Source organism: Mangrovibacterium sp. (assembly GCF_041596335.1).
In the GTDB taxonomy this organism is placed as follows: Bacteria; Bacteroidota; Bacteroidia; order Bacteroidales; family Prolixibacteraceae; genus Mangrovibacterium.
This window is the reverse complement of the sequence record NZ_JBFHIT010000018.1, coordinates 23124-35979: the sequence shown is the minus strand read 5'-3', so window position 1 is coordinate 35979 and position 12856 is coordinate 23124. Positions and strand designations below refer to the sequence as shown.

Annotated in this window: 9 protein-coding genes; 4 read left to right on the top strand and 5 right to left on the bottom strand. The window is 44.8% G+C overall.

What is annotated here, in order from left to right:
- The first annotated feature begins 3 nt into the window (after window positions 1–3).
- Entirely contained in the window at window positions 4–1587 is a 1584-nt protein-coding gene (locus tag ABZD21_RS08340) for a SusD/RagB family nutrient-binding outer membrane lipoprotein (protein WP_372774324.1), read from the top strand.
- 138 nt (window positions 1588–1725) lie between these two features.
- Here ABZD21_RS08340 and ABZD21_RS08335 read toward each other — a convergent pair whose 3' ends face one another.
- Together ABZD21_RS08335 and ABZD21_RS08330 are read right to left on the bottom strand one after the other, a co-directional pair.
- The gene (locus ABZD21_RS08335; RefSeq protein ID WP_372774322.1) at window positions 1726–2925 is read right to left on the bottom strand and encodes a saccharopine dehydrogenase C-terminal domain-containing protein; all 1200 of its coding nucleotides are present in this window, start codon (window positions 2923–2925) and stop codon (window positions 1726–1728) included.
- A 249-nt stretch (window positions 2926–3174) separates the two neighbouring features.
- Entirely contained in the window at window positions 3175–4560 is a 1386-nt protein-coding gene (locus tag ABZD21_RS08330; RefSeq protein WP_372774321.1) for a hypothetical protein, read from the bottom strand.
- 211 nt (window positions 4561–4771) lie between these two features.
- Here ABZD21_RS08330 and ABZD21_RS08325 point away from each other — a divergent pair, with 211 nt between their 5' ends.
- Window positions 4772–5476, top strand: a complete 705-nt coding sequence (locus tag ABZD21_RS08325; protein ID WP_372774320.1) for a phosphoadenylyl-sulfate reductase — start codon at window positions 4772–4774, stop codon at window positions 5474–5476.
- Between the two features lie 238 nt (window positions 5477–5714).
- Here ABZD21_RS08325 and ABZD21_RS08320 read toward each other — a convergent pair whose 3' ends face one another.
- Window positions 5715–6083 (bottom strand): YccF domain-containing protein, encoded by a 369-nt coding sequence (locus ABZD21_RS08320; protein WP_372774319.1) that lies wholly within the window; start codon window positions 6081–6083, stop codon window positions 5715–5717.
- A gap of 233 nt (window positions 6084–6316) precedes the next feature.
- Complete coding sequence (locus ABZD21_RS08315) at window positions 6317–7054, bottom strand: MBL fold metallo-hydrolase (RefSeq protein ID WP_372774318.1); 738 nt, start codon at window positions 7052–7054, stop codon at window positions 6317–6319.
- A gap of 157 nt (window positions 7055–7211) precedes the next feature.
- Here ABZD21_RS08315 and ABZD21_RS08310 point away from each other — a divergent pair, with 157 nt between their 5' ends.
- Window positions 7212–8255: a hypothetical protein gene (locus ABZD21_RS08310; protein WP_372774316.1), complete on the top strand. Its 1044-nt coding sequence runs from the start codon at window positions 7212–7214 to the stop codon at window positions 8253–8255.
- 265 nt (window positions 8256–8520) lie between these two features.
- A complete protein-coding gene (treF, locus tag ABZD21_RS08305; protein ID WP_372774314.1) occupies window positions 8521–10062 on the top strand; it encodes an alpha,alpha-trehalase TreF in 1542 nt (513 codons plus the stop codon).
- Between the two features lie 309 nt (window positions 10063–10371).
- Here the strand turns inward: treF and ABZD21_RS08300 are convergent, their stop codons facing one another.
- On the bottom strand, window positions 10372–12795 hold the full coding sequence (locus ABZD21_RS08300; RefSeq protein ID WP_372774312.1) for a thiamine pyrophosphate-dependent enzyme: 2424 nt from the start codon (window positions 12793–12795) through the stop codon (window positions 10372–10374).
- Window positions 12796–12856 lie beyond the last annotated feature (61 nt).

The following is a 12856-nucleotide window of genomic DNA, read 5'->3' as shown; positions in this document are numbered from 1 at the left end:
ATCATGAAAAAAATACTATCCCTATTTATTGTCGCGCTTTTCTTCAGTACCTGTACCGACGGGTTTGAAGAGGCAAACGTTAATCCCTACCAAATTACCGATGAATCGTTGAGTCAGGATTTTAACCATATTGGTTCATTCTATCCAACATTGATGGCTAATATTTTTGGCTCCCAGGTTCAGGAAAATCTAGTTGCTGAATCGTATTGCGATTTTATGGCAAGCCCAACTCCATTTGTTAGCGGAGTAAATAACACAACGTACTACATTACCTGGAACAGCTATTGGAACCGGATTTACAACAATTTGATGTCTCCGGCCAGCCAGGTAATTGATATCGCCGAAGAAGGTGGCTACGACGTGTTCGCTGCGTGGGCTAAACTGATCCGTATTTTAGGAATGTCGCGCCTGACAACTTATCATGGGCCGGTCATTTATTCTACTTATGGTGAAGAGAATGCCTCCTATGATAGTGAACAAGAGCTGTACAATGCATTTTTCAGCGATTTGGATGATATTCAGACCGTTTTCGCGGCTAATGCAGACTACGAAGGTTTAGTGAAATTCGACGCCAGTTATTCGGGGAATGTTGTCAGCTGGGCCAAATTGGTGAACTCTATGCGTTTGCGTTTAGCAATCCGGATTTCAAACGTTGCTCCTGCTTTAGCGAGAACAGAAGGGGAGAAGGCAATTGCGGATGCTGCCGGCTTAATCACGTCAAACGATGATAACTTCGATATTTCGTTGTATGGATCTGACATGTATTTGTCGGTGATTTGCTTTAGCTGGAACGATACGCGTATGTCGGCCGGAATGGAGTCGATTCTGGTTGGGTTGAAAGATCCGCGTATTGCAGCGTATTTCGAACCGGCAACGACTGCCGAGTCAACTTATGCTGATCACCCTGAATTTCCCTACAAAGGCATTCGAAACGGAGCGCAGTTGACTGCCAAAGCGGATCATACCGGTTATTCAACCATCAGCTCAAGTTTTAAGACGATTACTGAAAGACCGTATCTGACGGCTTCTGAAGTTTATTTTAATTTGGCAGAAGCCGCTTTGCGTGGCTGGTCGGGTGCCGGGGAGGCTGGTGCTAACTACGAAGCCGGTGTTCGTGCTTCATTTATCCAGTGGGGTGTTGGTGGCGCCGACGATTATCTGGCAGATGCAACAAGTACGCCGATCGATTATAACGATGCTGTTTACGATGGATTGGGTGATGGTGCGATAAATGATTTCACATCTCGTTCAACTGTAACTGTGGCTTGGGATGAAAGCGCATCCAACGAAGAAAAACTAGAGAAAATTATCACTCAAAAATGGATTGCGGCATTTACAAACCCGAATGAGCCATGGGCTGATTTCCGCCGAACAGGATATCCAAAACTGGCGCACGTTTATAAAAACGACAGCAACTCGGACTGGGGTGTCATTCCTGCTGATGAATGGATCAAGCGTATGCCATTCCTCAGCGCCGAACGATCTGAAAATGCTGACGCTGTTGCTGCAGCTGTTGCTACCATGAAAGGGGAAGATTTAATTAGCACGCGCTTGTGGTTTGATACAGGCAGTGGTTCAAACTTCTGATCGGTGAGTGATCCATATTAGAGGCTCCCTTCGGGGAGCTTTTTTTGTCTGTAGCGGACCATAATAACGAAAAGACAAACCAAAAAAAAGCCCGGTGTCATCAAAAACCGGGCTTTCATTATATAGGAGAGGTTGGAATTAATATTCCATTTCCAAATCAGTATTGTGAACTTCGTTCCAAGGCAAGCCGTGTTCATTCAGTGCTTCCATAAACGGATCCGGATTGAACTCTTCGACATTATATACACCCGGTTTTTTCCAAAGTCCTTTTAGGTACATCATCGCGCCGATCATAGCCGGAACGCCGGTGGTGTAACTCACGCCCTGTGTGCCAGTTTCCTTGTAGGCAACTTCGTGGCTACAGTTGTTGTAGACGTAGTAGGTCTTTTCCTGGCCATCTTTCAAGCCTTTAATCCGACAACCAATAGAGGTCCATCCGGTGTAGTTTTCTCCTAAATCACCAGGATTCGGAAGAACTGCTTTCAGGAATTGGATTGGCACAATCTCTTTGCCTTCGTACATGATTGGCTCGATGCCGGCCATGCCAATGTTCTGAATCACGCGAAGGTGAGTCAGGTATTCCTGTCCGAAAGTCATCCAGAAACGAGCTTGTTTAATGGTCGGGAAGTTTTTCACCAGCGACTCCAGTTCTTCGTGATAAATCAGGTACGACTCTTTCGGGCCGATTTCCGGATAGTTCACGGGTTTGTGAATTTCGTGTGGCTCGGTTTCAACCCATTTACCGTCTTTCCAATATTTACCTTTTTGAGTTACCTCGCGAATGTTGATCTCCGGGTTGAAGTTAGTTGCAAATGCTTTTCCGTGATCACCTGCGTTACAGTCAACAATATCCAGGTAGTTGATCTCATCAAAGTGATGCTTAGCGGCATAGGCCGTGTAAACACTCGTTACTCCGGGATCGAATCCGCAACCCAGAATAGCGGTAATTCCGGCTTCTTTAAAACGGTTTTGGTAAGCCCATTGCCATTTGTATTCGTACTTGGCTTCGTCCTTGGGTTCGTAATTAGCTGTATCCAGGTAGCTGGTTTCGGTTTCCAAACAGGCATCCATAATAGGCAGATCCTGGTAGGGAAGGGCCACGTTTACCACCAAATCCGGTTTAAAATTGCGGATCAGTTCCACCAGTTGAGGCACGTTTTCGGCATCAACCTGAGCGGTTTGAATACGGTTACCACCAATTTTGTTTGCAATCTCGTCACATTTTGCTTTGGTACGGCTTGCCAACATAATTTCGGAAAATACTTCCGGAAGTGCAGCCATTTTGTAGGCAACTACTGTTCCCACGCCACCTGCACCGATGATTAATACTTTTCCCATTAATAGTTTAAATAAAAAGGTTTTAAAAAGTGTAAACTTTGTTTTCTTCTTTTTGATTGTGTTAAAAGTCGAAATCTACACGTCGTTGCAAAATACACCAGATGATCGACCTTTACAAGCGCCAAAGGAAATAATTTTTTGAACGATGCAAAATAGCTGCCGGATTTATTTGAAAAAATGTGGAGTCTCGGTTGGCATAGTCCTGCTCATCTCTTTGTGCTTTTTCTTACAGTCCAGCTGCCAGCCCTCTTATGCCTGGTACCAAACATCGGTGTTACTGCGGTCTTGCATGCGCAGGCGCCACTCTTTAGGGTAATAATTGTTGAACCGGTTGCCCAGATTCTTCAGAAAACCCAACGGAAGCTGATTGAACGTTGCCAACTGCCAGTTGTTTCCGCTAAGTTGAAGCTGAAAGTTATCGCGAGCCAGAAAGCTTAACGCGTCGTTGGAGGCTAATTCTAGATGCTGAAAAGCTTTGTTGTTGAGATCGATTGACAAAGCCAACTCGTGTTCCGGTAAAAGATCATTTTTCTTGAGCGTCGCAAAATGAGTTCCGGCTTTCACCAGATTCACGCGCTCAAACAGATATAAAATTATTTTCTCCCAGTGGGTCGGAATAAATTTTAGTTGATCCTGGTGTTGAAAAAAGGTTTTTTGTTCCGGCTTTAATAGCCAGTTGTCGGGCAATTGAGACGCTTTTTGCAAGCGTGTTTTAAATTTCTTCGGAAAGCGTACCGAACTAGTGCCGTCGGTTTTCTTCAGAATGGTGATGAAAAAGCCTTCACCCTGAACCTTATACGGTAGAAAACGATAGCCGTGAATGCCATTGGCTTCAACTTCATCAACTTGCCAGCTTGGATCAATCGGTATGCGAATGCTCTCGAAGCCTCCTTGCGAGCGCAACCAAAGCAGGTTTTCCTCGTTCTCGGCCGGATTGAACGTACAGGTGCTGTATATCAGGTAGCCACCTTCTTTTAAGCAGGGCCAGCTTTCGGCCAAAATTCGGCGCTGACGGACCGCGCAGAGATTCGCATTTTCGACGCTCCATTCATTGGCCGCATTCGGATCGCGGCGGAAGAGTCCTTCTCCGGAGCAGGGCGCGTCAATCACTAATACATCAACCAGTGCACCCAATTCGCCAAACTGCTTGGCGTCGCTGTTGGTCACCAAAAAATTGCTGTGCCCCCACTTACAGAGGTTTTCCAGTAGTACCGGAACGCGTGAGCGAATCACTTCATTTGACACCAGTAAGTCCTCCGAAGCCATGAGGCTGTTCAGGTGGGTCGATTTTCCTCCAGGTGCGGCACACAGATCGAGCACTAGTTTAGGGCCAGTCAAATTAATCTGTTGAAAGGCCTGTTCCAAAAACATAGAGCTGGCTTCTTGCACGTAATAGGCGCCGGCATGCCACAACGGATCCAGTGCAAAAACAGGACGTTGATTTAGAAAGTAGCCTTGCCCGGCCCAGGGAACAGTCTGCAAGCTGGTTTCGGGAGAAAACTTGGCGGGGTTCAGCCGGATGCTCACCCTCGCATCGTTGTTGAGCGATTGAATGAATGAATCGGCAGTCTCGGGAAATTGTTCGCGGATGCGACTGATAAATGCAGCTGGCCAGTTGGTTGATTGAGAAGTCATGCGTCAAAAATAGAAATTTACTTCTGTTATACCGATCAGAGTATTATTTTTTGGTGCTCGAAATGTGTATAAAGGCTTATTCTTATTCAGGCAGAAGACGATTTACTTTGGTCAGCAGGTTTAATAATCGGTTTTGATCGGCTTGAAAAGGACGGATTTCAGTTGAAAATACGTATTTTTAGGCCGCATTTTTATTCAAAAAGAAAGCATTATGAGCGACGATTTAGTAAAACAACTGAATATCGAATTTAAAGAAACAGAATTGGTAGACACGTTGAAAGCGATCGCGGAACGGTTTGCCGGGAAAGCAGTTTTTACAACTAGTTTTGGTATTGAAGACCAGGTGATAACGGATCTGATTTTCAGGAACGACATTGCGATTCAAGTGGTGACGTTGGATACCGGGCGTTTGTTTGAAGAAACTTACAAGGTATATGCCCGTACCATCGAAAAATACAATAAACCGATCATTCCGTTTTATCCGATGCACGAACCATTGGAGAAGTTTGTTGCCGAAAATGGACCAAATAGCTTTTACGCGTCGGTAGAAAACCGAAAAATGTGTTGCCACATTCGCAAAGTGGAACCATTGGGAAGAGCTTTAGCAGGTATGGAGTGTTGGATTACCGGTTTGCGTGCGTCGCAGTCGCAAAATCGGGAGGGACTTGAGTTCTTTAATTGGGATGGAGGATTCAAGGTGTTAAAATACAATCCGTTGCTACATTGGGAGCTGGAAGATTGTCAGAAATATGTGCGGGAAAATCATGTCCCATACAATGTATTGCACGATCGCGGTTTTGTGAGTATCGGCTGTGCGCCCTGCACACGAGCTATTCAACCGGGAGAAGATTTCCGCGCCGGCCGTTGGTGGTGGGAAAGCAACTCGAAAAAGGAATGCGGTTTACATCAGCATTAAAATAGTGATCAGTTCCCGGTGGTCTGTATTTAGTCGCAGGCACAGGATATGGTGATCGGTTTGCAGTCGCAGTTTTTGGTTCCGTTGGTGCCGGAAACTGCGATCTGCATTTGTGCCGGATTTCAAAATTAATACTCAAAAACTCCGAGGGGTGAGGGTTGGTGTAACTGTTAGTTTAGGTAGAAGAGTTGCCAGTTTAATTCCCGAAACTTTAGAATGAGGTTAACCGGCATGATGGCTACACTACTCTTCGGCCAAACGGAGTGAGCGCCAGACTTACCAGTTTGAAATGCTGTTTTGCAAATGGAAGTCCAATAATGGTAATTGCAAAGAGCAATCCGAGAACAAGATGAGTGAGGGCGATCCATATTCCGCCAATTAATAGCCAAATAATATTCATAATGGTTGAGAGGCAGCCCGGAGCGTAGTCCATGTATTCTATTTTCGCGCCGAATGGCCAAAGAGCTAGCAACGACAATTTGATGGCCTGCAGGCCAAACGGAATTCCAACGATTGTTATGCAAAGTAAAAGCCCGGCGACGAGGTATTCCAAAAAGATGAGGAACCCACCGAAAACAACCCAGATTAAATTTCCAAAAGTAGACATGATGATCGATTTTTGAAGTTGATACGAAAATAGGTAAACGAATGGTTTGATGTGCTATTTTTTCGGCAAACGACATTTTTTAAGCTGTGAATAAAGGTTGGTTATACCTTCCGCAGTTTTCATTTTCCCTGGCGAAACAGGATTGTGCCAATAAAATAAGATGCAACGGACCCGGTTTTGGTTGCAGACGAATTCAACTTTCAACCACCAAACTCGATCAACAGGCAAGCGGTTTACCGAATCCGGACTTCGGTCGCGGGGAGCGCAACCTTTATTTTTTCAACCAACGAGTCAAGTTGCGAATTGTAGTGTACAGGGTATAGAATTTTCGGGTTCAGCTTCTTGGCCACTTTCACAAACATGTCTTCGTCCATCGTGAACGGCATCATCATTGGAATAAAAGCGATGTCGGGTTTCATGAAAAAGCGCATCTCGTCGATATATTCCGTATCGCCAGCAATGTAGACCGTCTTGTCTCCAAAAACCAGAAAATAGCCATTTCCTTCCCCTTTCGGATGGTAGGGAATATCGTCGGGTCGCAGGTTGACTACATTGTAAGCCGCAACTGCTTTAATATAAAGTTCTTTAAAGGTGGTTTGCTGTCCATTTTCGAGAAACTCGCCAAAATCCATCTTTTTAATGCAGGCTTTCGAAGCAATGACCTTGGTGTCGTATTTCGATAAAAGCTGAATGACATTCGTGCTAAGGTGGTCCCGATGATCGTGTGTGACCAGGATCAGGTCGGCCTTTGGGAGCATGCTAATATCGCCTACATTTGGAATCGGGTCGACATAAATATTCAGTCGGTTGAATTTGAAGTAGTAGAAACAGTGACCAACGACCATAATTTCCAAATCGCCTTTGGAGGTCGATACTACATCTTTTATGCGGTACTGCGAAAAAGCTTTCTTCGGAGCAATTGTTCCGAGAACAAGAAATAGGAAAAGTAAAATTGGAGCGGTTAGTTTCATAACCTTCAAAAATATTAAAATTATGGCTTTGCCGAAATAGCCTGGATAAATTCCGGTGTCGGGTTGTTTATTTGTCGATGTGAAGCTGGTTTTTGGTTTCTGTTGAACACTCAGCCCCAAAAACTTGTTGAATGATTTAAATTTTCCAGCACAACTTATGAAACCAATTCAGTCATTATTAGCCCTTTTCCTGCTTGTAGGTGTCATTTCCTGTCAGTATCGCGCGGCAACGGAGCCTTTCGGTATTTCAGAGTCCGTTGGTGAATCTGAAATATCGCTCGGTGGTGTTTTGGCCGACAAAATTAACGGGTTTTCCCCGGTCGATTCTATTCGTTCCGAAAATCAACCAAAATTGATCGACGAAATCTTGCAATTGCAGAACGAAATTGGCAAAATGAAGCACGAAAGCGACGCAACAGTTTCCGCTGATCTGTCGGCAACCTGGGAGGAGATTAGGCGCACGGTAGATTTGAGTTTCGAGACCTTGGCGGTCGCCGACCTGCGAAAATGGACTGAAGTAAACGACTCGTTACTGAAACATACCGGTTTGGTATGTTATGCCGATGAGTTGGAAAAGGTATTTTACAATAGTCAGTTGGCGGGAGTCGTTAGTAATGAAGCGGTAAAATCGGTTTGCTACACACGTCGTTACGATCGGATTTATGTGAATATTTATAACAATTCAACCTTCGATTTCGAACACACCACCGGCGGTAAAATTAGGTTGATTCAGGATACCACTTTTCCAAACGAAGGCCGGATAAAGCTGCGGGTTGAAATGGAAGACACCCGATATCTGGATTTGTTTGTGCGAATCCCCGGTTGGTCAGACATGGCCGCTGTTACGGTGAAGGGCGTGAAGTACCCGGTTCGTCCGGGAGAATATACCGAGATTGCGAAGAAATGGAAAAATGGCGACGAGATTGAAATTATCGTTGGCATGAGGCCGACAGTGATCCGGAATGATTTAAATCAATTAGCGTTTTCCTACGGGGCGTTATTTCTAACTTACGAGAAGGACAGTACCACTCCGGAAGCAGTGGCTGTTGGAGATCCGGCGAAAGACCTTCAGTTTGTTTCTCCTCCGGGAAAGATGCCCACATTTACTTATGGCGGAATTCCGGATCATACGCTGGTGCTGCAACCGTTTTATGCGGAGACCGACAAGGGAACGAGAACGGTTTGGATTCCGAATAAATAGGTTGAATGTTTATAGTATCTTGGGGAAATGATCGACCTGGGTGCCTGCTGACCTTGGGTTACGTCGTTTGAAGCTAAGCGAATGTTCGGCATAATCATATGTGATTGAACACGAGGATGACACGCAGCCTGAACGCAACACTTTGTGCAGAAAAACCAAATAGAACCAACAAATATAAACGCTGGAAATTTTGTCTTTCATTGAATGAACGGAAATGCCAATAATTCACCGAGAGTCAGTCGAATTCCAGAAAATCAGAAAAACCATGATTTTAAACCGGAGAACAATCAGCCTATTTATTCTTATCGTTTCTTTTTGCGGCCCACTAAAGGCGCAGCTTGATCCGCCAAAACAGTATCCGCAGCTGTTTCGCGATGTACAAATGAGCCACATCTTTGCCGATCAGAAAACCTTTGTGGACTGCACGCCGAGAGTTAATCCCGATAGTCTGGACTTCCTTTATATGGCTCAGAAGTCAGAACCTTGCTTCAATTTACACGATTTTGTGGGTTTGTATTTCGATACCATTCAAACCGACACCACAGCCATGTTGCACCACCTGCATTTTTTGTGGAATGAACTGACGCGTCAACCTGATCAACAAGCGCAGTATTCAACCTTGCTTCCTTTGCCGAATTCATATATTATTCCGGGTGGGCGCTTTACAGAAATTTACTATTGGGACAGCTACTTTACCATGTTAGGTTTGCAGGTCGACGGCAGGACAGATCTGATCCGGGATATGGTCGATAATTTCGAGTTCCTAATTGAAACCTACGGACACATTCCAAACGGAAACCGAAGTTATTACCTTAGCCGATCGCAGCCTCCATTTTTTGCACTTATGGTTGAATTGCTGGCAAAAACAACAAACGACGAGCAGACTTATTTGAATTATTTAGACGCGATGGAGCGCGAATACGATTTTTGGATGACAGGCGACAGGCTTGTGCAACTGGAGAAAGGAGCAGTATTGAACCGTTATTGGGATGCGGAAAACACACCGCGACCTGAGTCGTACTGGCACGATGCGGAATTGCTGGAGCCATCAGGCCGAGATTCATCGCTTTTTCGCGATTTGAGAGCTGCTGCCGAGTCGGGTTGGGATTTTTCAACTCGCTGGTTTGCCGATGGCCGTAGTCTGGGGAGCATTCAAACAACGCAATTGCTGCCCGTCGATTTAAACTGCCTGCTATATCGGGTGGAAATGATTTTGGCTAAAAGCTACCGGCTAAAAGGTATTCCACAGCAGGAAGCAAGCTATAACGGTTTGGCCGAAAAGCGGAAGCAAGCCATTCAGCAGTACTGCTGGGACAACAGCTTGGGTTTTTTTACCGATTTCAATTTGTCTTCAAAAACTCTTTCGCCGCAACTGACCTTGGCCGGATTATTCCCGTTGTATATCGGAATCGCGTCTTCGGAACAGGCTGGAAGAGTGATCGCTAAAATTGAATCTGACTTTCTGAAAGAAGGTGGTTTGGTAACCTCCTTGGTTGAAAACTCCAATCAACAATGGGATTCGCCAAATGGATGGGCGCCGATGCAATGGATTGGCTATGTGGCTTTAAAAAACTACAACCGACCGGATTTAGCCGAAAAACTGGCAAGGCGGTGGACCAAGCTAAACTGCAAGGTTTACTTTGAATCGGGCAAGATGAAAGAAAAATACGATGTAATTGATCCGGATCGTCCCGGAGGTGGAGGAGAGTACGAAGGACAAGATGGTTTTGGTTGGACGAACGGCGTATTCCTGCGCCTTTGGGAAGAGCTTCACCCCGAATCAAACCGGGTAGAAAAACCTAAATAGTACGACCACAAACAATCAACGATTTTTTTTTGAATAATAGATCCGAGAAATTGGAACAAAGGGAAATTATATACGTTTAGTCAATAAGTGGAGAAAAAGATAAAGAAGTATTTTATTTATTTTGTGTGTTAGGTGCTGATAGATGAGGCTAAAACTGCAACATAAAACAAGGCGGTTCTTTGTTAAGTATTCTCAGAGGAAAATATTTGATTTTTACGAATAATCTTCATCCGCCTTGTTTAAAAATAAAAGAGGTTGACAGGAACAAAACCTGATCAACCTCTTTTGTTTTATTGACCACTGAACTTTTTAGTAGAGTGGCGGGTATTTTTTTGTATTTGTTTCACGCATCATGGCATAAACTGCTTCAAAAATCCGTTCTACACTTGGTTTTGTGAAATATTCGCCATCAATTCCGTACCCGGGACGATGTTCCACCGCAGGTAAAGTAACCGGAGCAGTATCCAGGTAGTTGAAAGCCTTTTGTTCCTCCATCACTTTTTGCAGCATGTATGCCGAAGCGCCCCCCGGAACATCCTCGTCAACAAAAATTACTTTGTTGGTTTTTTTGATCGATTCTACGATCCTGTGGTTGACATCGAAAGGCAGCAAGGTTTGTACGTCAATTACTTCAACTGAAATGTTTTTCAGTTCCATTAGTAACTGAGCCGCTTTTTCCGCATGGTGCACATTCCAGGCATAAGTAACCAGAGTGACATCCGATCCTTCATTCATGATTTCCGGTACACCCAACGGAATTTTATACTCGCCAATATTCGAAGGCAATTGTTCTTTTACATTGTACCCTTTTAATGGTTCAATAACCAGTGCCGGATCATTTCCTTCAAGCAGCGTATTGTAAAAACCCGCTGCTTGAGTCATATTTCGTGGAACGCACAGGAAGATACCACGCATTGCCCCCAAGATCATTTGCATGGGCGATCCGGCATGCCAAATTCCCTGCAACTGGTGTCCGCGGGTTCTAACGATCAAAGGCGCTGCCTGTTTTCCCATGCTGCGAAACTGCATGCTGGCCAAGTCGTCGCTAAGCGTTGGCAAGGCGTACATCAAGTAATCGAGGTACTGTATTTCGGCAATCGGACGGAAGCCCCGCAGCGCTAATCCAATTCCCTGTCCAATGATGGTTGTTTCACGAATTCCGGTATCTGAAACGCGATGAACGCCGTATTTTTCCTGCATCCCTTTCATCCCCTGATTCACATCGCCCATAAAGCCAGTGTCTTCGCCAAAGGTGACCAGATTGGGGTACTTTTCAAACAATACATCGAAATTGTGGCTCAGAACTTCGCAGCCATTTACCAGTGGAGCATCAGCATCAACCTGAACCGGAACTGCTTCAACGTTTAAGGTTGAGTCTGGTCCTTCGCGGTACAGCTGACAATTGTAAAATTTAGTGGTACGACTTTCAAAACGTTCCAGCCAGTTGATCAGTTGATTTCGTTCCTCATTGAGTTCGGAAATGCTGTGCAACTCAAACTTCAGACGTTTGGCGAAACTATACAGAGCCCGTCGGGTTGGGAATAGTTTGTTTTTAACCGCGTCAAAGTCGTCCGTGTAGTCGGTTGGTTTCAACTTGTTGCTTTTCAGCTGAAGTATAATTTTCTGCAGGTTTTCCGTTTCTTCCGAATAACTTTCGGTGTAATGTTTCCAAGCCAGATCGCGGGCATCGCGCGCTCGTTTTGCTGCCCGGTTTTCAATCTTTTTCAAGGTCGCTTCATCGGCTTTCCCCGACTCAATAATCCATTGCTTAAATTTTACCAGGCAGTCAAAATCTTTTTCCCACTGGAGGCGCTCTTTGCTTTTGTAGCGTTCGTGCGATCCCGAGGTTGAATGACCGAGTGGTTGAGTTATTTCGTTAATATGGAAAACGACCGGAGTTTGAGTCTTCCGGCAATCGGTAATTCCTTTCTCGAATGTTTTAATTAGTTGCGGATAGTCCCAACCTTTCGCAGTAAGAATGTTGATTCCATTTGTATTTTTTTCTTTCCGGAATCCCTTTAGGATTTCGGAAATGCTGCCTTTTGTGGTTTGCAACTCTTTTGGCACACTAATGCCATAGCCATCGTCGTACACAGCAACAGCCATCGGGATTTCCATTACTCCTGCCGCGTTAATTGTCTCGAAAAACATTCCTTCAGAGGTACTTGCATCACCAATTGATCCGAATGCTACTTCGTTCCCGTCAACATTGTTGTTTAGTGATTTTTTTAGCTCCGGATTTTCGCGAACAATTTTCGACGCCTGCGCTAACCCCAACAGGCGCGGCATTTGTCCGGCAGTTGGCGAAATGTCTGAAGCGGAGTTGTAAAGCTCCATCAAGTCTTTAATTTCGCCTTGTTCGTTAATATTTCGGGTACTAAAATGGTTGTTGAAATTTCGGCCACCAGTGGAGGGGTTGTAATTGAAATCCGTGTCTCCGTAGATCATGGCGAAAAATTCTTCCGGTTGTAACAGACCTAGATAGAGCATGAACGTTTGATCACGGTAGTAGCCCGATCTCCAGTCTCCCTTTCTAAACGTTCGCGCGTAAGCAATTTGTGTTAGCTCTTTACCATCGCCAAAAATTCCAAAGTGCGCACGGCCGTTATGAACTTCTCTTCTTCCCAGTAAACTCAACTGTCGGCTCAGGTATGCCAGGTAATAGTCGTCAAGGATCAGGTTTAATGCTTTCGTCTCACTCACTTCCAATAGTTCCGTTTTCTCAAGATACATGTAAACACTTTTGATTAATACTTTCTTCAACTTTCAGTAAAATCTGTGGCTGCAAAGTTGT